At 60.8% G+C, this 22,719-nt stretch carries 14 protein-coding genes; 7 read left to right on the plus strand and 7 right to left on the minus strand.

Features of this window, described 5'->3' with window-relative positions:
* Together JQF37_RS10300 and putP are read right to left on the minus strand one after the other, a co-directional pair.
* On the minus strand, positions 1-974 hold a 974-nt coding region (locus JQF37_RS10300; RefSeq protein ID WP_343227675.1), incomplete at its 3' end, for a toxin VasX.
* A 279-nt stretch (positions 975-1,253) separates the two neighbouring features.
* On the minus strand, positions 1,254-2,738 hold the full coding sequence (putP, locus tag JQF37_RS10305; protein ID WP_130205045.1) for a sodium/proline symporter PutP: 1,485 nt from the start codon (positions 2,736-2,738) through the stop codon (positions 1,254-1,256).
* A 462-nt stretch (positions 2,739-3,200) separates the two neighbouring features.
* Here putP and putA point away from each other — a divergent pair, with 462 nt between their 5' ends.
* The gene (putA, locus tag JQF37_RS10310) at positions 3,201-7,154 is read left to right on the plus strand and encodes a trifunctional transcriptional regulator/proline dehydrogenase/L-glutamate gamma-semialdehyde dehydrogenase (protein ID WP_130205047.1); all 3,954 of its coding nucleotides are present in this window, start codon (positions 3,201-3,203) and stop codon (positions 7,152-7,154) included.
* A gap of 257 nt (positions 7,155-7,411) precedes the next feature.
* Complete coding sequence (locus tag JQF37_RS10315) at positions 7,412-9,214, plus strand: acyl-CoA dehydrogenase (RefSeq protein ID WP_130205049.1); 1,803 nt, start codon at positions 7,412-7,414, stop codon at positions 9,212-9,214.
* A 142-nt stretch (positions 9,215-9,356) separates the two neighbouring features.
* Here the strand turns inward: JQF37_RS10315 and JQF37_RS10320 are convergent, their stop codons facing one another.
* The 3 genes from JQF37_RS10320 to JQF37_RS10330 form a co-directional block, all read right to left on the minus strand.
* Entirely contained in the window at positions 9,357-11,303 is a 1,947-nt protein-coding gene (locus tag JQF37_RS10320; protein WP_130205051.1) for a methyl-accepting chemotaxis protein, read from the minus strand.
* Between the two features lie 100 nt (positions 11,304-11,403).
* Entirely contained in the window at positions 11,404-11,706 is a 303-nt protein-coding gene (locus tag JQF37_RS10325) for a cell division protein ZapA (protein ID WP_047536567.1), read from the minus strand.
* Complete coding sequence (locus JQF37_RS10330) at positions 11,703-11,933, minus strand: hypothetical protein (RefSeq protein ID WP_047536565.1); 231 nt, start codon at positions 11,931-11,933, stop codon at positions 11,703-11,705. Before JQF37_RS10330 ends, JQF37_RS10325 begins: the two co-directional genes overlap by 4 nt.
* A gap of 311 nt (positions 11,934-12,244) precedes the next feature.
* Between JQF37_RS10330 and JQF37_RS10335 the strand changes: the two genes are divergently transcribed.
* The 4 genes from JQF37_RS10335 to JQF37_RS10350 all read left to right on the plus strand — a co-directional run bounded on the left by JQF37_RS10335 (position 12,245) and on the right by JQF37_RS10350 (position 20,659).
* The gene (locus JQF37_RS10335; protein WP_130205053.1) at positions 12,245-13,870 is read left to right on the plus strand and encodes a methyl-accepting chemotaxis protein; all 1,626 of its coding nucleotides are present in this window, start codon (positions 12,245-12,247) and stop codon (positions 13,868-13,870) included.
* Positions 13,871-14,018: 148 nt separating this feature from the next.
* Entirely contained in the window at positions 14,019-15,761 is a 1,743-nt protein-coding gene (locus tag JQF37_RS10340) for a potassium/proton antiporter (RefSeq protein WP_130205055.1), read from the plus strand.
* A 35-nt stretch (positions 15,762-15,796) separates the two neighbouring features.
* Positions 15,797-19,147: a mechanosensitive channel MscK gene (gene mscK / locus JQF37_RS10345; RefSeq protein WP_204149627.1), complete on the plus strand. Its 3,351-nt coding sequence runs from the start codon at positions 15,797-15,799 to the stop codon at positions 19,145-19,147.
* A 48-nt stretch (positions 19,148-19,195) separates the two neighbouring features.
* Positions 19,196-20,659 (plus strand): YdiU family protein, encoded by a 1,464-nt coding sequence (locus JQF37_RS10350; protein ID WP_130205059.1) that lies wholly within the window; start codon positions 19,196-19,198, stop codon positions 20,657-20,659.
* A gap of 79 nt (positions 20,660-20,738) precedes the next feature.
* Here JQF37_RS10350 and JQF37_RS10355 read toward each other — a convergent pair whose 3' ends face one another.
* Positions 20,739-21,173: a hypothetical protein gene (locus tag JQF37_RS10355; protein WP_130205061.1), complete on the minus strand. Its 435-nt coding sequence runs from the start codon at positions 21,171-21,173 to the stop codon at positions 20,739-20,741.
* 214 nt (positions 21,174-21,387) lie between these two features.
* Between JQF37_RS10355 and trxC the strand changes: the two genes are divergently transcribed.
* Positions 21,388-21,822 carry a thioredoxin TrxC gene (trxC, locus tag JQF37_RS10360; protein ID WP_130205063.1) on the plus strand — a complete coding sequence of 145 codons (435 nt, stop codon included), beginning with the start codon at positions 21,388-21,390 and terminating at the stop codon, positions 21,820-21,822.
* 121 nt (positions 21,823-21,943) lie between these two features.
* Here trxC and JQF37_RS10365 read toward each other — a convergent pair whose 3' ends face one another.
* Positions 21,944-22,714 carry a ParA family protein gene (locus tag JQF37_RS10365; protein ID WP_130205065.1) on the minus strand — a complete coding sequence of 257 codons (771 nt, stop codon included), beginning with the start codon at positions 22,712-22,714 and terminating at the stop codon, positions 21,944-21,946.
* Between the last annotated feature and the right edge of the window lie 5 nt (positions 22,715-22,719).

Genomic DNA, 22,719 nt, shown 5'->3' on the forward strand with positions numbered 1-22,719 from the left:
AGCCATTTTTCGTGGTTCGCCTCCAGCCATTCCTGTTCGTGATTGATGTCACGCAGCACACCCAGGTCGTCGTCGAGACAGGCGAAGACGGCGAACAGCCCCTCGGTTTGTGCCGTGGCGCCGTCCAGCCAATCCTGAGTGCCCTGCCCCTCCCACGGCTCGGCGCTCCACTCGCCGGGCCGCTGGTCGCTGGCATCGGGATGCTCAGCGAGGATGCGTTTGCGCTCACGGGCGCGGTGCATGGCGTCGGTGTAAGCCTTGATGTTGCCTGGGGTCGGGTCCTTCAGCACGGCGTCGCCCAGCGCGTCGGTATCCTCGACGCCCCGCTTCAGGTCCGCTTTCAGGGCACGGGCGAAGGTGTCGGGGAGCAGTTCAGCCATGACCTCGGCGGCTTGTTCCAGCGGCGGGCAATGTTTGGCTTGCAGTTCGTTGGCCACGGTACGCAGGGCGATATGGCGCATGTGTTCATGGCGCTTGGCGCTGCTGTCACTCAGCGCCTTGCAGTGCTCGGGGTTCAAGGGGAATTCGCTGTAGAGCATCCAGGCATCATGGATTTTTTCCAATGCCAACCCCGACAGGGGAGCCTTGAGCAGCAGGGTTTCATCCTCGTCCAGTGCCTGTTCCTTGAACTGGCCAGAGCGCGAGACGCCATAGCGCTTGAGCGGACCCTGGTCCTGCCACAGATAAACAAACCCGGCACGCAGGCGTCGCACCGCCATGGGCCGGCCCTGGGTGGACACGCCGGGGGCGCAGCAGGGGTTTTCGGCCTTTTCCTCGGCCAGGGCATAACGCACGGGCACGACGAAAAGCTCCGCCTGGCTGGCGGGGCACGGCATCAGCGTACAGTTGATATCGATGTGAGGCTGCGCCTTGGCGGCGCGCTCGGCCTGGGCGGCTCGATCAATCCAGGCCAGTTTCTCTGCGTTGGACTTCTGCACGGGTGCACTGGTTTTGTCGCCTGGACCGATAGCCATGTCTTGATATCCCTCTCTGATCGCCTCCCAACCGTGGGAAGCCCGCCACTGTCAGGGATGAGTTACCCCGCCTCGGGCATGAGGCGGGCCAACGCAAAGTACGTGCACACAGAGAGAATTCAAGACGCTCGAGCAAAACAGGAAATATCCCACGAGCGGTAAAGAAAAAGGCGACAAAAAAGAAGTGCGGGACAATGCCCGAACAAAAAAAACGGCTCGCACCTTTAGGCTGCGAGCCGTTCTTTTATCAGAGATGGGAAGCGCGCTCCCCATCGCTTATCACTTGTTCAAACGGAAATCTGCCTCGGCAGCAGCGAAGCGCGAAAGCATGCCGCTAGTCGGGTTACCCAGCTTGCTGACAATGTAGATCGCCAGGCTGGCGAAGATGAAACCAGGGATGATTTCGTACAGGCCCAGCAGTTCGAAGTGTTTCCACACGATCACGGTGATCGCGCCGACCAGGATACCGGCCAGTGCGCCGTTGCGGGTCATGTCTTTCCAGATCACCGAGATCAGTACGACCGGGCCGAATGCAGCACCGAAACCGGCCCAGGCATAGCTCACCAGGCCCAGTACGCGGTTGCTCGGGTTGGCCGCCAGGCCGATCGCGATCAGGGCAACCAGCAGCACCATGGCACGGCCGACCCAGACCAGTTCAACCTGGGAAGCGCTTTTACGCAGGAAGGTCTTGTAGAAGTCTTCGGTCAGGGCGCTGGAGCACACCAGCAGTTGGCAGCTCAGGGTGCTCATCACGGCCGCCAGGATCGCCGACAGCAGGACACCGGCCACCCAAGGGTTGAACAGGATTTTCGCCAGTTCGATGAACACGCGCTCGTGGTTTTCGGTGACGGCACCGGCCACGTCAGGGTGAGCCGAGAAGTAAGCGATACCGAAGAAACCTACCGCAACGGTGCCGCCCAGGCACAGGATCATCCAGGTCATGGAGATGCGACGGGCGTTGGCAATCGATTTGACCGAATCCGCGGCCATGAAACGCGCCAGGATGTGCGGCTGACCGAAGTAACCCAGGCCCCAGCCCATCAGCGAGATGATGCCGATGAAGGTCGTGCCCTTGAGCATGTCGAAGTTGCTTGGATCTTGCGCTTCGATGGCCAGGAACGTGGTATCGACGCCGCCGGTAGCCAGCAGCACGATGATCGGCGTCAGCAGCAGGGCAAAAATCATCAGGGTGGCTTGTACGGTGTCCGTCCAGCTCACCGCCAGGAAACCGCCCACGAAGGTGTAGGCAATCGTCGCCGCAGCACCGGCCCACAGCGCAGTCTCGTAGGACATGCCGAAGGTGCTTTCGAACAGACGGGCGCCGGCCACGATGCCGGACGCGCAGTAGATGGTGAAGAACACCAGGATCACGACCGCCGAGATGATCCGCAGCAGCCCGCTTTTATCTTCGAAACGGCTGGCGAAGTAGTCCGGCAGCGTCAGGGCATCGCCGTTGTGCTCGGTCTGCACGCGCAGACGGCCGGCGACGAACAGCCAGTTCAGGTAGGCACCGATGATCAGGCCGATGGCGATCCAGCTTTCGGACAGGCCGGACATGTAGATGGCGCCCGGCAGGCCCATCAACAACCAGCCGCTCATGTCGGATGCGCCCGCGGACAATGCAGTGACGACGCTGCCGAGGCTACGACCGCCGAGAATGTAGTCAGAAAGGTTGTTGGTGGAGCGATAGGCCATGAAGCCGATCAGCACCATGGCTGCGATGTAGATCACGAACGTGATCAGGGTTGGATTGCTTACGCTCATTAAGTTACGCCCTGGCTTTGTTTTTATGTAGCGGCGGCTGGTGAACCGCTCGCAAACGACGACGTTTGACAGACGATCCGGGATCCCGCGCATTTATGACTGATGTTTCCCCAGGAAAGCCATCAGCCGGTGCACCTGTCTTTTATGACTGGTTGCACCTTGTGGCGCGAATGCTATTCAACAAAGCAAATAAGGTGCAACCCATTTCTGGAGAATTAGTTGCACCTAATCGGATTTTCAGCAAAAGCAGGCCTTTTTGCTCCCTTTTAGCGCAGTAGATACGACGCGATAGAAGCAAAAGCACCAAGCAGGCGCAGCACGCTCGTACCAGAATTGATTTCCTGACGAGGTGTTTAAAATTCCGACAAAAAAGGGTTGCACCCGGTTGCACCTCTCTCGGCGCACGGCTAATCTTGCCGCCAGCTGATGCCACGCAGTCGTGGCAAACATGAGGATAAAAACATGGCTACCACCACCCTTGGGGTCAAACTTGATGACCCGACCCGCGAACGCCTCAAGGCTGCCGCGACCTCGATTGATCGCACGCCACACTGGCTGATCAAGCAGGCAATTTTCAATTACCTGGAGAAACTCGAGGGTGGTGCAACCCTGACCGAGCTGAACGGTTTGACCAGCAAGGACGCTGACGACACGGGCGAAGTCCATGTCGACCACGCGCACCAGTGCTTCCTCGAGTTCGCCGAAAGCATCCTGCCGCAATCGGTGCTGCGCGCCTCGATCACTGCTGCTTACCGTCGTCCGGAACCGGAAGTGGTGCCGATGCTGATCGAGCAGGCCCGCCTGCCGGCACCGATGGCCGAAGCCACCAACAAACTCGCCGCCTCGATTGCCGAAAAACTGCGCAATCAGAAGAGCGCTGGCGGTCGTGCCGGCATTGTTCAAGGCCTGCTGCAGGAATTTTCCCTGTCGTCCCAGGAAGGCGTGGCGCTGATGTGCCTGGCCGAAGCGCTGCTGCGCATCCCGGACAAAGGCACCCGTGACGCACTGATCCGCGACAAGATCAGCACCGGCAACTGGCAGCCACACCTGGGCAACAGCCCTTCGCTGTTCGTCAACGCCGCGACCTGGGGTCTGTTGCTGACCGGCAAACTGGTCTCTACCCATAACGAAACAGGCCTGACCTCGTCCCTGAGCCGCATCATCGGCAAGAGCGGCGAGCCGATGATCCGCAAGGGCGTCGACATGGCGATGCGCCTGATGGGCGAGCAGTTCGTCACCGGTGAAACCATCGCCGAAGCCCTGGCCAACGCCAGCAAGTTCGAAGCCAAGGGTTTCCGTTACTCCTACGACATGCTCGGTGAAGCCGCGCTGACCGAACACGACGCCCAGAAGTACCTGGCCTCGTACGAACAAGCCATCCACTCGATCGGCAAAGCGTCCCACGGTCGCGGGATTTATGAAGGCCCGGGCATCTCGATCAAGCTGTCGGCCTTGCACCCACGCTACAGCCGCGCGCAATACGAGCGCGTGATGGACGAGCTGTACCCGCGCCTGCTGTCGCTGACCCTGTTGGCCAAGCAATATGACATCGGCCTGAACATCGACGCCGAAGAAGCCGACCGCCTCGAGCTGTCGCTGGATCTGCTCGAGCGCCTGTGCTTCGAGCCGCAACTGACCGGCTGGAACGGCATCGGCTTCGTGATCCAGGCTTATCAGAAGCGTTGCCCGTACGTGATCGACTACGTGATCGACCTGGCTCGCCGCAGCCGTCATCGCCTGATGATCCGCCTGGTAAAAGGCGCGTACTGGGACAGCGAAATCAAGCGCGCCCAGGTCGAAGGCCTGGAAGGCTATCCGGTCTACACCCGCAAGGTGTACACCGACGTGTCCTACATCGCTTGCGCACGCAAACTGCTGTCGGTGCCGGAAGTCATCTACCCGCAGTTCGCCACGCACAACGCCCACACCCTGTCGGCCATTTATCACATCGCCGGTCAGAACTATTACCCGGGCCAGTACGAGTTCCAGTGCCTGCACGGCATGGGTGAACCGCTGTACGAACAGGTCGTGGGCAAGGTTTCCGAAGGCAAGCTGAACCGTCCGTGCCGCGTGTACGCTCCGGTTGGTACTCACGAAACCCTGCTGGCGTACCTGGTACGTCGTCTGCTGGAAAACGGCGCGAACACTTCGTTCGTCAACCGCATCGCCGACCAGTCGATTTCGATTCAGGAGCTGGTGGCCGATCCAGTGGCCAGCATCGAGCAGATGGCGACGCTGGAAGGCGGCTTCGGTCTGCCGCACCCGCGCATTCCGCTGCCACGCGACCTGTACGGCTCCGAGCGCGCCAACTCCAGCGGCATCGACATGGCCAACGAACATCGCCTGGCCTCCCTGTCCTGCGCCCTGCTGGCGACCGCGCATAACAACTGGAAAGCCGCGCCAATGCTCGGTTGCGCCTCCAGCACTGAAACCCCTGCGCCGGTGCTGAACCCGTCCGATCTGCGTGACGTGGTCGGCCACGTACAGGAAGCCACCGTCGAAGACGTCGACAACGCCATCCAGTGCGCGCTGAACGCCGCGCCGATCTGGCAGGCCACCCCGCCCGCCGAGCGCGCCGCGATCCTGGAACGTGCCGCCGACTTGATGGAAGGCGAGATTCAGCCGCTGATGGGCCTGCTGGCTCGCGAAGCCGGCAAGACCTTCGCCAACGCCATCGCCGAAGTGCGTGAAGCCGTGGATTTCCTGCGTTACTACGCGGTGCAGGCGCGTAACGATTTCACCAACGACGCGCACCGTCCTCTGGGCCCGGTTGTGTGCATCAGCCCGTGGAACTTCCCGCTGGCGATCTTCAGCGGCCAGGTCGCCGCTGCACTGGCGGCCGGCAACCCGGTATTGGCCAAGCCTGCGGAACAAACCCCGCTGGTCGCCGCTCAAGCCGTGCGTTTGCTGCTCGAAGCCGGGATTCCGGAAGGCGTTCTGCAACTGCTGCCGGGCCGCGGCGAAACCGTCGGTGCCGGCCTGGTGGGCGATGATCGCGTCAAGGGCGTGATGTTCACCGGTTCCACCGAAGTCGCTCGCCTGCTGCAACGCAACATCGCCGGCCGCCTCGACAACCAGGGGCGTCCGATTCCGCTGATCGCCGAAACCGGTGGCCAGAACGCGATGATCGTCGACTCTTCGGCACTGACCGAACAAGTGGTGATCGACGTGGTTTCGTCGGCCTTCGACAGCGCCGGCCAGCGTTGCTCGGCCCTGCGGGTTCTGTGCCTGCAGGAAGACTCCGCCGACCGCGTCATCGAAATGCTCAAGGGCGCCATGGCTGAAAGCCGCCTCGGCAACCCCGAGCGCCTGTCCGTGGACATCGGCCCGGTAATCGACGCCGAAGCCAAGGCCGGCATCGAGAAGCACATCCAGGCCATGCGCGACAAAGGTCGCAGCGTGTACCAGGTGGCCATCGCCGACGCCGAAGAAATCAAACGCGGCACCTTCGTGATGCCAACGCTGATCGAACTGGAAAGCTTCGACGAACTGCAACGGGAGATCTTCGGCCCGGTACTGCACGTGGTTCGCTACAAGCGCAAAGACATCGATCAGCTGATCGCTCAGATCAACGCCTCCGGCTACGGCCTGACCCTGGGCGTGCACACCCGCATCGACGAGACCATCGCCAAGGTGATCGATAACGTCAACGCCGGTAACGTCTACGTCAACCGCAACATCGTCGGTGCCGTGGTGGGCGTCCAGCCGTTCGGCGGCGAAGGCTTGTCGGGTACCGGTCCGAAAGCCGGTGGCCCGCTGTACCTGTACCGCTTGTTGTCGACGCGTCCTACCGATGCGATTGAACAATCCTTCGCCCGTGGCGACGCCATCGCAGCACCGGACGCTCGCTTGCGTGAAGCCATGAGCAAACCGCTGACCGCCCTGAAAGCCTGGGCCGACAGCAACAAGTTTGCCGACCTGAGCGCCCTGTGCGCGCAGTTCGCCGCCCAATCGCAAAGCGGCATCACCCGCCTACTGGCCGGCCCGACCGGCGAGCGCAACAGCTATGCGATCCTGCCGCGTGAACACGTGCTGTGCCTGGCGGAAGTCGAAGGCGATCTGCTGACGCAACTGGCGGCGGTATTGGCGGTAGGCGGTTCGGCGGTATGGCCGGAAGCTGAACTGACCAAGGCCTTGTTCGCACGCTTGCCGAAGGACATTCAGGCGCGCATCAAGCTGGTTTCCGACTGGAACAAGGATGAAGTGGTGTTTGATGCAGTCCTGCATCATGGCCATTCCGATCAGTTGCGTGCGGTCTGCCAACAAGTGGCCAAGCGTGCCGGCGCCATCGTTGGCGTGCAGGGTCTGTCGCAAGGTGAAACCAACATTGCGCTGGAGCGTTTGGTGATTGAGCGGGCATTGAGCGTCAACACCGCTGCGGCGGGCGGTAACGCCAGCCTGATGACCATCGGCTAATACCGATGAACCGGGCAGCCGCAATGGCTACCCGGTACGCAATACCCCTGTGGGAGCGAGCCTGCTCGCGAAGACGGAGTGTCAGTCGACATCAATGTTGCCTGACCCACCGCTTTCGCGAGCAGGCTCGCTCCCACAGTTATTTTTTGGGGCCTGCTAAGTCAGTGCTCGGCTCAACCATCACGCTCATCAATCATCCTGTTCAGTCTTTATTCCCACGCCTAGACTCGGCCCATCCCAATAAAAGGTAGGTCGCCATGTCCGAGACGTTGCTCAGTTCCCGCAATCTGGCTTTCGAGCTGTATGAAGTCCTCGATGCCGAGGGCCTGACCCAGCGTGAGCGTTTCGCCGAGCACAACCGCGAAACCTTCGATGCCGCACTTGGCACCGCCCGCAACATCGCCGAGAAGTTCTTCGCCCCGCATAACCGCAAGGGTGACGAGAACGAGCCGCGCTACGAGGACGGGAAGGCGATTCTGATTCCGGAAGTGAAACCGGCGGTGGATGCCTTTCTTGAAGCCGGCTTCCTCAATGCGGCGCGCAGTTTTGAAGCCGGCGGCATGCAGCTTCCGACACTGCTGTCCCAGGCCTGCTTCGCGCATTTCCAGTCGGCCAACGCGGCGTCGACCTCGTACCCCTTCCTGACCATGGGCGCGGCGAACCTGATCGAAAGCTTCGGTACCGAGGAGCAGAAGCGCCGCTTCCTGCAACCGATGATCGACGGCCGCTTCTTCGGCACCATGGCCCTGACCGAACCCCATGCCGGCTCATCGCTGTCGGATATTCGTACCCGCGCCGAACCGGCGTCTGACGGCACGTATCGGCTCAAGGGCAACAAGATCTTCATCTCTGGCGGCGATCACCCGCTGTCGGAAAACATCGTGCACATGGTGCTGGCCAAGTTGCCGGACGCACCGGCCGGGGTGAAAGGCATTTCGCTGTTTATCGTGCCCAAGTTCCTGGTCAACGATGACGGCAGCCTCGGTCAGCGTAACGACGTATTGCTCGCCGGGCTGTTCCACAAGATGGGCTGGCGCGGTACCACCTCTACCGCGCTGAACTTCGGTGATAACGGCGAGTGTGTCGGCTATCTGGTGGGCAAGCCGCACCATGGCTTGAGCTACATGTTCCAGATGATGAACGAGGCACGGATCGGTGTCGGCATGGGCGCGGTGATGCTTGGTTACGCCGGCTACCTGTACTCGCTGGAGTACGCCCGCGAACGACCACAAGGTCGGGTGCCGGACAGCAAGGACCCGAATACCGCGCCGGTGGCGATCATTCAGCACGCCGATGTCAAACGCATGCTGCTGACCCAGAAGGCTTACGTCGAAAGCTCGTTCGACCTCGGGCTGTACGCCGCTCGACTGTTCGACGACACCACCACACTGGAGACCGAAGCCGAGCGCAAGCAAGCCCATGAACTGCTGGATTTGCTGACGCCCATCGTCAAATCCTGGCCGTCGGAGTTTTGCCTGAAGGCCAACGAACTGGCGATCCAGATCCTCGGCGGCCACGGCTACACCCGCGAATACCCGGTGGAGCAGTACTACCGCGACAACCGCCTGAACCCGATCCACGAAGGCACCCACGGCATCCAGTCACTGGACTTGCTGGGGCGCAAACTGGCGCAGAACGGCGGTGCAGGGCTCAAGCAACTGATCCGCCTGATCGCCGACACCGGCAAACGTGCACACGCGTTTGAATCCCTGACCGCTCTGCGCGAGCCACTGGAGAAACTGGTGGCGCGCCTGCAGGCCGTGACCATCGGCCTGCTGACCGATCTGGCCCAGGGCAAGGTCAACAGCAGCCTGGCGAACTCGGCGCTGTATCTGAAAGTGTTCGGGCATACGGTGATTGGCTGGCGCTGGCTGGAACAGGCGATCCGCGCCGAGGAAGGACTGGCCAAGGGCAATGCGGCGGATGTGAGCTTCTATAAAGGCAAGCTGCAAGCGGCGCGCTACTTCCTGACCTGGGAAGTGCCGGCTTGCCATCATGAACTGACGATTCTTGAGGCTCGGGATGATGTATGCCTGGGCATGCAGGATGAGTGGTTCTGATCCCGGCCTTGTGCTGTAGCTGACATCCATTCGCTGGCAAGCCAGCTCCCACAGGAATCCCTGTTGTTCACAAAACCTGTGTTCAACACACAAACCCTGTGGGAGCGGGCTTGCCCGCGAAGGCGTCACCACAGTCAACACATCAACTGAGTTTGAACCCACCCATCTGCCGCGCCAGATCATCCGCCAGCCGCTGCAGCGTCTGACAGTCCTCCCGACAAGCCCTGACCTCCCCCGCTGTCGCCCGCGCCAGATCGGAGATGCCCTGCACGTTGCGGTTGATTTCTTCAGTCACCGCCGACTGCTCTTCCGTCGCCGTCGCCACTTGGTGGTTCATGTCACTGATGCGCTCGACCTGCCCGGTAATCGCCGTCAACGACGCCCCGGTGCGCTGGCTCGACTCAACCCCGGTGCCGGTCGCGGCCTGCCCGGAATGCATTGACGACACCGCGTTCTCCGCGCCTTGCTTGAGGCTGCCGATCATTTGCTGAATCTCGTCGGTGGACGTTTGCGTGCGTCGCGCCAGGGTCCGCACTTCATCGGCCACCACGGCGAATCCACGCCCCATGTCACCGGCCCGCGCCGCCTCGATGGCGGCGTTCAGCGCCAGCAAATTGGTCTGCTCGGAGATGCCGCGAATCACCGCCAATACCTGATCGATGGAAGCCACCTGATTGGCCAGTTCGCCCACGGCGCTGGCGGCAACGCCGATTTCATCGGACATGCTTTCGATGTGCCGGATAGACCCACCCACCACTTCCCGTGCCTGCAACGCCTCATCGCGAGCGTTTTGCGAAGCGACGGCCGCATTGCCGGCGTTCTGCGCGATTTCCTGCACGGTCAGGCCCATTTCATGGACCGCCGTGGCGACCATGTCTGTCATTTCCTGCTGACGCCCGGAGCGCTCGGCCGTGTTATCCACCACCCGTGCCACCTGACCGACCGCTGTGCGCAATTTGTCGCTGGTGGTCAGCACTTCGCCAATCATGTCGCGCTGACTGTCGAGGAAGCGATTGAAGCCGCGAGCCAGATCACCCAGCTCGTCGGCGCGGCTGGAATCTAACCGATGGGTCAAATCTCCACCACCGCTACCAATGGCCACCAATGCCGCTGTTACCTGACGAATCGGCCTGACCAACCCACGGGCCAGCAACACCACCAGCAACAGGCACACCAGCGCCACCGCCAGGCCAATGCCGCTGCTCATCCACAGGGCGCGACGGGCTTCGGCGTAGATCTGCGACTGCGGCACTTCGGCCACCAGGGTCCAGCCCAGGTCCCGCAGCGGCAGGCTCAATGCGAGGAAATCTTCGCCGTCACGCACAAAGCCACTGTGGGTGGCAGACGTTTTGGAGGTAGATCCCATCACCGTTTGGGCGGCTGACGCGCCGATCTGCTCGGCCAAGGTGCGTTTGCCGCTGAACTGCGCCTCGGGATGAACCTGGATCAAACCGTCGGAACGCACGAGGTAGACCTTGCCGCGCTCACCGAAGTTGAAGTTGTGGATCAGCTCCGACAGCTCTTTCATGCTCAGGCCAAGGCCGGCAACGCCCACGACTTTGCCGGCCTTCTCGACTTTAAGGTCGATGAAAAGCGCCAATTCTCCAGTGGCCGTGTCGTTGTCGATATTGAGGGTGCGCGGCTGGTTGCTGTCGAGGAACGAATAGAACCAGGCGTCCTTGGGGTTGGTACGGCTGAGGGTGCGGTCCAGGCCCTTTTCGGTGAAGTAATGGTTGGAGGCAGTGCCGACAATCAGCGCGGTAAAGGCTTTTTGCTCGGCCCGGATGCCTTCGAGGTACGCGGTGAAAGTACCGGCCTGGGTGCTGCTTTCGCCCTCGGCCAGCCAGTCGCGCACCATGCTGTTGCTGGCGATGTCCTTGGCGGCGGTGAGGGGCTGAACGAGGATGCGCTCGATGTCGTTGCGCATCGCTTCGATACTCGACGGCAGCGCTTGCTCGACCAGATAGCGCTCGGCGAGGCGGTTGACCACGAGGGTATAAATGCCAACCACAATCAGAATGCTGACCAGCAGGGCGGTGCCCATGCTCAGGATCAACTGCCATTGAATACTGCGTCGCCAGAACTGCATGGAGCACCCCCAAAGAATAAGAGGCTGAAACACTGCAACAGCCGTGCCGATTGTATACAACAAAATCGACAATTTATTCTTTGGTTGTGCGCAAAGCCGATCAGGCCTGATTGATCGTCTTGGAGATCACTTCAACCGTGGCGCTGACTTGCTCTTGGTAACGGTCGAGTTCGAGCTTGTGTTGCTTCTGCATTTCGATCTGCTGCGAGCACAGATTCATCGCGGCCAGCACCAGCAGTCGGTCACCGATCAGCGTCGGGTACTTCCTTTTGGTGTCGGCCAGGGCAGCCTTCAGCATCATTGCAGCGTCCAACAGGGTTTGCTCTTCCCCGGCCGGCGCCTTGATCGAATAGTCCTCCCCCAGAATCGAGACGACTCTTACCCCTGCGGCGTTGTAACTCATGCGCTGACTGGGCCTGCGCTGACGCGCTCAACCAGAGCCTGGATGCGGGCGGCGGTGGCGCCCTGCTTCTCTTCCTGTTCCATCAGGCTCAGTTGCAGGCTTTCGTTTTCATCTTTGGCCTGGGCCAGTTCTGCGCTCAGGGCCTGATTGGTGCTGAGCAAGCCCTGGTTCTGTTGCACCAGGTCGCTGACCAGTTGTTCCAATTGGCTAAGGGATGCTTCCAACATTTTGATTTTTCCGGGGTTTTCAAAGGGCGCGTACGATAAAGAAAAGTCACGGTGGATGCCAGGGTTATACGGGCGCAAAGCCTTGATCTTCCTGACGGCGACTGTCCTCGCGAGTTTTAAAGACTGTGATTGGCTCATCTGGTTCCTGCACTTCGTCGCCAGCCCTTATGTAGGAGCGAGCTCGCTCCTACAGATAACGACCGGTTAACGGCAAAAACCACGCAGGGGCTCAAGACTTGAGGTGCATGACCGATAAGTCCTCCATACGTCAGCCTCGGCACCGCTCAGGTGCGCCTTTTTCGGTAACCGCCATGTCCCTTCGTAATATGAATATCGCTCCACGGGCGTTTCTCAGCTTCGCCCTGATCGGCGGCTTGATGATGATTCTGGGGGTGTTTGCCTTGAATCAGATGAGCAAGATCCGTGGTGCCGCCGAAGAAATCACCTTGAACAGCGTGCCGAGCATCCAGAGCCTCGATGAGTTCACCCAACTCACCTTGCGCCTGCGCGTGCTGTCGTATCGCTTGCTGGTCAATCGCGAACCGGACGTCCAGCAAAAAACCATGGAATTGCTGGAGACGCGCAACCAGCAGATCCGCGCCGCACAAGCGACCTATGAAAAACTGATCGCCAGCCCGCAGGAACGCGCGGCCTACGATCAATACGTGCAACTGCTGGGGCAATACCGCCAGATCGAAGATCGGATGAAGACCCTGTCGCGCAACAATCAGGTCGATGAACTGCGCAACCTGCTCAACACCGATTTGCTCAACAACTCCGAGGCTGTAAACGCCGTGTTGAGCCGTCTGCTGGAGATCAATACCCAACAGACCCGCGATACCAACCAGCAGGCCGCCGATCAATATGATTCGGCGTTCGATCTGGTCATCGCCTTGCTGGTGGCCGCCACCGCACTGACCCTGGCCCTCGCCTGGTTGCTGATCAACAGCATCACCAAACCCATTGCCAATGCCCTGGGTGCCGCCGAGAGCATCGCCGAAGGCAACCTGACACGCCCGATTACGGTCGATGGCGAGGACGAGGCTGGACGCCTGCTGGCGGCGATGGCGAAGATGCAGGACAAACTGCGCGACACCCTGCTGCGCATCTCCGGCTCGGCCACGCAACTGGCCTCTGCCGCAGAGGAACTCAACAGCGTCACCGACGAAAGCGCTCGCGGCCTGACCCGGCAGAACAACGAGATCGAGCAGGCTGCCACCGCAGTCAACGAAATGACCAGCGCCGTGGAAGAAGTTGCGCGCAATGCCGTCAGCACCTCCGAAGCCTCGCAGAGCGCCACCGCGTCTGCCGGGGATGGCCGTGACCTGGTGCAGGAAACCGTCAGCGCCATTGAACGCATGAGCGCCGACGTGCAAAGCACCGCGACCCTGATCGGCGACCTGGCCAATGAGTCCCGCGACATCGGCAAGGTGCTGGACGTGATTCGCGGGCTGGCCGACCAGACCAACCTGCTGGCGTTGAACGCCGCGATCGAGGCTGCCCGTGCCGGTGAAGCCGGTCGCGGCTTTGCCGTGGTGGCGGACGAAGTACGGGCCCTGGCCCATCGCACCCAACAGTCCACCAGCGAAATCGAACGCATGATCGGCAGCATCCAGAGTGGCACCGAGCACGCGGTGGATTCGATGCGCAACAGCACCGAGCGCGCCGAGTCGACCCTGAACATCGCCCGTGGTGCCGGAATGTCGCTGGACACCATCAACAGCGCCATCGTCGAAATCAACCAGCGCAACCTGGTCATCGCCAGCGCCGCTGAAGAGCAGGCGCAGGTGGCCCGCGAAGTGGACCGCAACCTGGTGAACATCCGTGACCTGTCGGTGCAATCGGCCACCGGTGCCAACCAGACCAGTGCGGCGAGCAATGAGTTGTCGCGCCTGGCGGTGGATCTGAACAGCATGGTCGGACGCTTTAGCCTGTAACCGCTCTCTGTAGGAGCAAGCACGCGCCTGCAGGGTTCTGCGTTTCAAAAGCTTTTTGACAGCATCACATTTCAACAGGTTAGAATCGCTGGCACGCAGACTGCATGGTCAGTTTGTGCCCGCCTTTCAGCTTTCCGGAGTACTGCCTTTGAATGCGACGACCATCAACAGCCTGTTCTTGATCGGCGCGTTGCTGGTAGGTGCAAGCATTCTGGTGAGCTCACTTTCCTCGCGCCTCGGCATCCCGATTCTGGTGATCATCCTGGCCGTCGGCATGTCCGCCGGCGTCGATGGCGGTGGCATTATTTTCGACAACTACCCGACGGCCTATCTGGTCGGCAACCTTGCATTGGCCGTGATCCTGCTCGATGGCGGGTTACGCACCCGGGTCTCGAGTTTCCGCGTGGCGTTGTGGCCGGCGCTGTCGCTGGCGACCATTGGCGTGTTGATCACCACCGGGCTGACCGGCATGGCCGCCGCCTGGCTGTTTGACCTCAATCTGATTCAAGGCTTGCTGATCGGCGCCATCGTCGGCTCCACCGACGCCGCGGCGGTGTTTTCGCTACTGGGCGGCAAAGGCCTGAACGAACGGGTGACCGCGAGCCTGGAAATCGAATCCGGCAGCAACGACCCGATGGCGGTGTTTCTCACCGTGACCCTGATCGACATGCTCGCCAGCGGCCAGACCGGCCTGCACTGGAGCCTGCTGACCCACCTGGTGCGCGAGTTCGGTATCGGTGGCTTGATTGGCCTGGGCGGCGGCTGGCTCATGCTGCAATTGGTCAACCGCATCAATCTGGCCACCGGCCTCTATCCGATCCTGGTCATCGCCGGCGGCCTGGTGGTGTTTGCCCTGACCAACGCCTTGCACGGCAGCGGCTTCCTGGCGGTGTACCTGTGCGGCCTGGTGATCGGCAACCGTCCGGTGCGCAGTCGCCACGGCATCCTGCACATGCTCGATGGCATGGCCTGGCTGGCACAGATCGGCATGTTCCTGGTGCTGGGGCTGCTGGTCACGCCCCATGACCTGCTGCCGATTGCACTGCCGGCACTGGGCCTGGCGCTGTGGATGATTCTGTTTGCCCGACCGCTGTCGGTGGTGATCGGCCTGCTGCCATTCAAGGCGTTCCATGGCCGTGAAAAGGCGTTCATTTCGTGGGTCGGCTTGCGCGGCGCGGTGCCGATCATTCTGGCGGTGTTCCCGCTGATGGCCGGACTGCCCAACGCCCAGCTCTACTTCAACCTGGCGTTCTTCATCGTGCTGGTCTCGCTGCTGGTGCAGGGCACCAGCCTGCCGTGGGTGGCGAAGCTGTTGAAAGTGACCGTTCCGCCGGAGCCCGCACCGATCTCCCGCTCCGCCCTGGAAGTGCACGTCACCAGCGAGTGGGAATTGTTCGTTTATCGCCTCGGTGCCGAGAAATGGTGCATCGGTTCGCCCCTTCGCGAACTGAAAATGCCCGAAGGCACCCGCATTGCCGCCCTGTTTCGTGGCCAGCAACTGCTCCATCCGTCGGGTAGTACGGTGCTCGAAGTCGATGATTTGCTCTGTGTCATCGGCCATGAACACAACCTTGCGGCCCTCGGAAAACTGTTCAGCCAGGCACCGCAACGAGGCCTCGATTTGCGCTTCTTCGGCGACTTCGTACTCGAAGGAGATGCCCAGTTGGCCGCGGTTGCGGCCCTGTACGGGTTGAAAGTCGAAGGCATTGACCCGGACATGTCCCTGGGCCACTTCATTGCCCAGAAAGTGGGCGGTGCTCCAGTCGTCGGTGACCAGGTGGAGTGGAACAACACGATCTGGACCGTCGCGGTGATGGACGGGAACAAGATCGGCAAAGTGGGCGTCAGATTCCCCGAAGGAAGTCGCCCGGGGCCCGGACTCTTCCTCTAAACTCCATTCTTCGTTTCGCTTTTTGATCGGTCTCTATGTCAAGCCTGCGCACCTTTTTCGTCATGGTCCTCCTGGGCCTGAGTCTCTCCGTCGGTACGTTACAAGCCGCCGAACCGCCCACCCGCGAAGCCGTGCAGGCGAGCCTGGACAAGATCGCCGACCGCAAACTGCCGGAAGCCGATCAAAAGGCCCTGCAATCGGTCCTGCAAAACACGCTGACACAGCTCAACAACCGGCGTGATTACGAGCAGAAACTGAGCGATCTCAAGCAGCAGTTGGCCAACGCCCCCAAACAGACCATCGAGAACCAGCGCGAATTGACGCGTCTGAAGGCCACCAGTGTCGTGCCGGTAGCGCAACGCTTCACCAAAGAGTCGATTCAGCAACTCGAGCAAATGCTGACCGAGCGCTCGACCCAGCAAAGCGATCTGCAGAAAGCCCTGGGCGATGCCAACAGCCTGATCATTACCGCGCAAACGCGCCCCGAGCGCGCCCAGGCGGAAATTTCCGCCAGCCAGACGCGCATCCAGCAGATCAACAACATCCTCAAGACCGGCAAGGACAGCGGCAAGACCTTGAGCGCCGAGCAGCGCGACCAGCTCAACGCCGAGCTGGCGGCACTCAATGCGCTGATTCCGCTCCGTCGCCAGGAACTGGCCGGCAATACCCAGTTGCAGGATTTGGGCAACAGCCAGCATGACTTGCTCTCGGAAAAATCCGACCGTCTCGATCAGGAAATCCAGGAGCTGCAAAACCTGATCAACCAGAAGCGTCTGGCCCAATCCCAGGAAACCGTGACGCAGCAGTCCATCGAAGCGCAGAAAGCCGGGGGCAGCAGCCTGCTGGCCACCGAAAGCACGGCCAACCTGAAGCTCTCCGACTACCTGCTCAAGAGCACTGACCGCCTCAACGAGGTTACTCAGCAGAACCTGCAAACCAAGCAACAACTGGACAGCGTGACCCAGAGCGATTCCGCCCTGGATGAGCAAATCAGCGTGCTCAAGGGCAGCCTGCTGCTGTCCAAGATTCTCTATAAACAAAAACAGGCCCTGCCGCGCCTGAGGGTCGATCGCAATCTGGCCGACCAGATCGCCGACATTCGCCTGTATCAGTTCGAAGTCAGCCAGCAACGGGAATTGCTCAGCAACCCGGCCACTTATGTCGACAACCTGCTGTCGACCCAGCCACCGGAGCAAGTGACCCCGCAACTGCGCAAAAGCCTGATGGAACTGGCCACCACCCGCGTCGACCTGCTGGAGCGCCTGAACCGTGAACTGAGCGCGATGCTCAATGAATCGATCACGCTGCAACTGAATCAGAAGCAACTGCTCAGCACCGCGCAAAGCCTGCGGGCGACGCTGGATGAGCAGATGTTCTGGATTCCCAGCAACAAACCGCTGGACCTCGAATGGATGCGCAGCGTGCCGGAACGCCTGCAACGCCAGGTCGATAGCCTGCCGTGGGCCTCAAGCCTGAGCGAACTGACCGATGGCCTGACCCAGCGACCGCTGTTGTTCCTGCCCCTGGCGCTGTTGATCGGTGCCCTGCTGTGGCGACGCAAGAGTCTGTATGCGCGCCTGAACAAGGTTCACCAGGACATCGGCCACTTCAAGCGCGACAGCCAGTGGCACACGCCCCAGGCGATCCTGATCAACATCCTGCTGGCGATGCCGGTCTCGCTGGGCCTGGCCTTGTGCGGCCTGGCCCTGCAAATCGACGCCCGAGGGCAGAACGCCAGTATGGGCGCGGCGTTACTGCAAATGGCCGGGGCCTGGCTGGTGTTCTACACCGCCTATCGGATCCTCGCGCCGGGCGGTGTGGCAGAACTGCATTTCCGCTGGGAAAAGCCCCAGGTCGAATTCCTGCGCGGCTGGATCCGCCGCCTGGGCATGGTCGTCATGGCTCTGGTCACCGTGGTGGCGGTGGCCGAACTGCAACCGGCGGCGCTGGCCGATGACGTGCTCGGCATGCCGGTGGTGCTGATCTGCTACGCCCTGATGACCTTGTTGCTCAGCCGCCTGCTGATCAGCAGCCCGAACCACGAAACCGCTTCACTGTTCCGCAAAGTGGTGGGGATTCTGTTCACGGCCCTGCCCGTCGCCTTGTTCGTCGCCGTGTGCTTCGGCTACTACTACACCGCGCTCAAACTCAGCGACCGCTTGATCAACACCCTCTACCTGCTGATGTTCTGGCTGGTGATCGAGGCCACCTTCGTGCGCGGCCTCAGCGTGGCCGCCCGGCGACTGGCCTACCAGCGCGCCCTGGCCAAGCGTCAGGCGGCCAAAGAGGCCGGCGACGGCGAAGCGGTCATCGAAGAACCGACCATGGACATCGAAAAGGTCAACGAACAGTCCCTGCGCCTGATCCGCCTGGCACTGCTCGGCGGCTTCATGGCAGCGCTGTATTGGGTCTGGGCTGACTTGATCACCGTGTTTTCGTACCTGGACAACATCACCCTCTACGAATACACCAGCGGCACCGGCGCCAACATGAGCATGGTGCCGATCAGCATCGGCGACATGCTCGGCGCGCTGATCATCATCGGCATCACCTTCGCCCTGGCGCGCAACTTGCCGGGCCTGCTGGAAGTGTTCGTGCTGTCGAAGCTCAACCTGGCCCAGGGCAGCGCCTACGCCACCACCACACTGCTGTCCTACGTGATCGCCGGCGTCGGTTTCGTCTCGACACTGTCGACCCTTGGCGTGAGCTGGGACAAGTTGCAATGGCTGGTGGCGGCCCTCTCGGTCGGCCTCGGTTTCGGCATGCAGGAGATCTTCGCCAACTTCATCTCCGGCATCATGATCCTGTTCGAACGCCCGGTGCGGATCGGCGATACCATCACCATCGGCAACCTGTCGGGCACGGTGAGCAAGATCCGCATCCGTGCCACCACCATCACCGACTTCGACCGCAAGGACATCATTGTCCCGAACAAGACGTTCATTACCGGGCAATTGATCAACTGGTCGCTGACCGACACCATCACCCGGGTGACCCTCAAGCTCGGTGTGGACTACGGTTCCGACCTGGACCTGGTGAAGGAGCTGCTGCTCAAGGCCGCACGGGAAAACCCGCGCGTGCTGAAGGAACCGGAACCGACCGTGTACTTCCTGAACTTCGGCGAAAGCACCCTCGACCACGAATTGCGCATGCACGTGCGCGATCTCGGCGACCGCAACCCGGTGATCGACGAGGTCAACCGCTTCATCAACCGCGAGTTCAAGAGGCAGCACATCAACATCTCGTTCCGGCAGATGGAGGTCTACCTCAAGAACCTCCACGGTGATGAGTACAAGTTGGTGCCGGTCGAACCGGAAACCAAAACCATCGTGCCGCCGATTGATGGCAAACCGCAGCAAGAACCGCCCGCCGCCAAACTCGACTAACCGGCCATTCCCCAGCAGAATGCTCGGACATTCTGCTGGAGACGGCCTTTGAAAGCCCTCGACGAACTGACCTTCGATAACCGCTTCGACCGCCTGGGCGATGCGTTTTCCGCCCATGTGTTGCCCGAGCCCATCGACAACCCGCGCCTGGTCGTGGCCAGCCCTGCCGCCATGGCGCTACTGGACCTCGACCCGGCCGTCGCTGAAACCCAAGAGTTCGCCGAGTTGTTCAGCGGCCACAAGCTGTGGGCCGATGCCATTCCCAGGGCAATGGTCTACTCCGGTCATCAGTTCGGCTCCTACAACCCGCAGCTGGGCGACGGGCGCGGATTATTGCTGGGCGAGGTGTACAACGAGGCCGGCGAACACTGGGACCTGCACCTCAAGGGTGCCGGCCAGACGCCCTTTTCGCGCATGGGCGACGGACGGGCGGTGCTGCGCTCGTCGATCCGTGAATTCCTCGCCTCCGAAGCCCTGCACGCCCTGAACATCCCGACCACCCGGGCGCTGTGCGTGATCGGTTCGGATACGCCGGTCTGGCGCGAAAAGCAGGAACGGGCAGCCATGGTCCTGCGCCTGGCACCGAGCCATGTGCGCTTCGGGCATTTCGAGTATTTCTACTACACCAAACGTCCCGAGCAGCAGAAAGAACTCGGCGGCCACATCCTCGCCATGCACTTTCCAGAATGCCTGGAACAGCCGGAACCCTACCTGGCGATGTTCCGCGAGATCGTCGAGCGCAATGCCGAACTGATCGCAAAATGGCAGGCGTACGGCTTTTGCCACGGGGTGATGAACACCGACAACATGTCGATCCTGGGCATCACCTTCGACTTCGGCCCGTTCGCCTTCCTCGACGACTTCGACGCCAACTTCATCTGCAACCACTCCGATGATCAGGGCCGCTATTCCTTCAGCAATCAGGTGCCCATCGGCCAATGGAACCTCAGCGCCCTGGCTCAGGCCCTGACGCCGTTCATCAGCGTCGAGGCCCTGCGCGAAACCCTGGGGCTGTACCTGCCGCTGTTCCAGGCCCATTACCTCGACCTGATGCGTCGCCGCCTCGGCCTGACCACGGCCGAAGACGATGACCAGAAACTGCTGGAGCACTTGCTGCAATTGATGCAGAACAGCGGCGTCGATTACAGCCTGTTCTTCCGCCGCCTGGGCGAAGAATCCCCCGAAGCAGCCGTCGCTCGTTTGCGCGATGACTTCGTCGACCTCAAGGGTTTCGATACCTGGGGCGAACGGTACACCGCCCGGGTCGCCCGGGAAGGCGAGCTGGACCAGGAACAACGCCGTGCCCGGATGCAGGCGGTCAACCCGCTGTACATCCTGCGCAATTACCTGGCACAAAAGGCCATCGATGCGGCGGAACGTGGCGATTACTCGGAAGTCCGACGGCTGCACGCGGTGCTGAGCAAGCCGTTCGAGGAGCAACCGGGGATGGAAAGCTACGCCGAACGGCCACCGGAATGGGGCAAGCATCTGGAGATCAGTTGTTCGTCGTGAGTTGATATTCCGATAAACACCTAGTCAAAACACTGAAGCAATCTTCCAGGCTCGGATTTCGAGCCGAAAAATCGTTGCATCAATCAGCCTGAGCCGGCTCAGGCCGTTCACCGTGCTTGAACAGCACAAAATCGCGATCAATGTTAACCGTGGCGACACTCTTGATAATGAACGCCAGTACAATGCCAACCCCCACCAACAAACCTGAAAATCCAGGGAATGGCGAGTTGAGACTCACGACCAGACCGATCAAGAAATACGGCAGCATAATCAGTGTGGCCAGCTTTCCCACGCGGGCGGCTGTTTTCAGCTTCTTGTCCAACACCTGACGGTCGCCTTCCTCAAGCAACAGATCCGAACCGCAATGATCGCAAGAGATCGGCTGTAGCTGAATCAGCTCAAACGCCTGCTGATACGAAGGTGTCAGCCACGAACTGCAATGACCGCAACTCATGTTCACATCATTGTAAGTAGTGGACTCGGCGCCCGAAGCGGGCTCATTTGTGTCGCTCATGACTGTTAAATCCCTTCAGTTGAAAACGCCGGCCACAGAGCCGCACGAAAAGCGTCAGACTAACGGCCTGATATTGAGTGCGAAGTCAGCTCATACGCCAATGCATGTAAGGATTTTCTTTATCTAAAGAGGGTAATGACCTACATACTTCCTTCTTGATAAACGAGATTCCGCCACCAGATCTGCTTCACAGATTGCCTGCCGAGAAATAATCATGACGTCCCCACTCCTCATCCCCTGCCCCCACTGCAACGGCCTCAACCGCATCCCGGCCGAACGCCTGAACGACCACCCCAAATGCGGACGCTGCAAGGCCGAGGTACTGCTGAACAAACCGTTTGAGCTCAAACAAGGCGATTACGCCAGCCAGATCAAGGGCGATTTGCCGCTTCTGGTGGACGTCTGGGCGGACTGGTGCGGGCCGTGCAAGTCGTTTGCACCGGTGTTCGAGCAGGCGGCCGGGCAATTGGCGGGCAAGTGTCGACTGGCCAAGCTGGACAGCGAGGCGAACCAACAGTTGTCGGCGCAGTTGGGCATTCGCTCGATTCCGAGCCTGATTCTGTTCAAGAACGGCCGGGAAGTTGCCCGCCAGAGCGGGGCCTTCCCGTTGCCGCAGCTGATGAGCTGGTTGCGTAGCCAAGGAATCTGAAGGACACCTGTGGGAGCGAGCCTGCTCGCGATGGCGCTGGATCAGTCAACAAAGACGTTGAATGTGAAGCCCTCATCGCGAGCAAGCCCGCTCCCACAGGTTTTTTTGCAATCAGAAAGGATCAGGCGTTTTCCAGCAGGTTATGCAACTCAACGAACTGTTGGGTCAGCTTGTGCCGCGGGTCGAGATGGATCAGCGGCGTATTGGCCTGGTGGGATTCGCGCATGCGCACCGAACTGGCCAGGTACACCGGCAGCACCGGAAGCCCTTCGGCGATCAGTTCGTCAAGGATTTGCTGCGGCAGGCTGGCACGGGCCTGGAACTGGTTGACCACGATGCCCTCGACTTCCAGCCCTTCGTTGTGGTCCTCCTTCAATTCTTCGATTTCCGCCAGCAGACCATAGAGGGCCTGGCGCGAAAAACTGTCGCAATCAAAGGGGATCAGCACACGATCGGCGGCAATCAGTGCCGATACCGCGTAAAAATTCAGCGCGGGCGGCGTGTCGAGGTAGATACGGTCGTAATCTTCACCGAGTTCTTCGAGCAACTTACGCAGCTTGTTGATCTTGTGCTTGGCTTCAAGCTTTGGCTGCAAATCCGCCAGCTCGGCCGTGGCCGTGATGACGTGGAGGTTATCGAACGGGGTTTCGTAGATATCGACCTTGTTCTTTTTGGAGAACGGCCCGGAAGACAGGGTTTGCTTGAAAAAGTCGGCAATACCCATCGGGATATCATCGCCGGTAAGTCCTGTCAGATACTGAGTGGAGTTGGCCTGGGCATCGAGGTCCACTAACAGGGTGCGATAACCCTCGCTGGCACTGACCGCCGCCAGATTGCAGGCAATACTGGACTTGCCTACGCCACCTTTCTGATTGAACACCACGCGCCGCATTGTCA

It is taken from the genome of Pseudomonas sp. MIL9 (genome assembly GCF_016887925.1).
GTDB classification, from domain to species: domain Bacteria; phylum Pseudomonadota; class Gammaproteobacteria; order Pseudomonadales; family Pseudomonadaceae; genus Aquipseudomonas; species Aquipseudomonas mohnii.

What these genes read in the sequence shown, in the direction of transcription:
- putP (WP_130205045.1), bottom strand. Translation starts at nt 2,738, where the DNA reads ATGAGCGTAAGCAATCCAACCCTGATCACGTTCGTGATCTACATCGCA.
- JQF37_RS10325 (WP_047536567.1), bottom strand. Translation starts at nt 11,706, where the DNA reads ATGAGTTACAACGCCGCAGGGGTAAGAGTCGTCTCGATTCTGGGGGAG.
- JQF37_RS10315 (WP_130205049.1), top strand. Translation starts at nt 7,412, where the DNA reads ATGTCCGAGACGTTGCTCAGTTCCCGCAATCTGGCTTTCGAGCTGTAT.
- JQF37_RS10355 (WP_130205061.1), bottom strand. Translation starts at nt 21,173, where the DNA reads ATGAGCGACACAAATGAGCCCGCTTCGGGCGCCGAGTCCACTACTTAC.
- JQF37_RS10335 (WP_130205053.1), top strand. Translation starts at nt 12,245, where the DNA reads ATGTCCCTTCGTAATATGAATATCGCTCCACGGGCGTTTCTCAGCTTC.
- JQF37_RS10320 (WP_130205051.1), bottom strand. Translation starts at nt 11,303, where the DNA reads ATGCAGTTCTGGCGACGCAGTATTCAATGGCAGTTGATCCTGAGCATG.
- trxC (WP_130205063.1), top strand. Translation starts at nt 21,388, where the DNA reads ATGACGTCCCCACTCCTCATCCCCTGCCCCCACTGCAACGGCCTCAAC.
- mscK (WP_204149627.1), top strand. Translation starts at nt 15,797, where the DNA reads ATGTCAAGCCTGCGCACCTTTTTCGTCATGGTCCTCCTGGGCCTGAGT.
- putA (WP_130205047.1), top strand. Translation starts at nt 3,201, where the DNA reads ATGGCTACCACCACCCTTGGGGTCAAACTTGATGACCCGACCCGCGAA.
- JQF37_RS10330 (WP_047536565.1), bottom strand. Translation starts at nt 11,933, where the DNA reads ATGTTGGAAGCATCCCTTAGCCAATTGGAACAACTGGTCAGCGACCTG.
- JQF37_RS10365 (WP_130205065.1), bottom strand. Translation starts at nt 22,714, where the DNA reads ATGCGGCGCGTGGTGTTCAATCAGAAAGGTGGCGTAGGCAAGTCCAGT.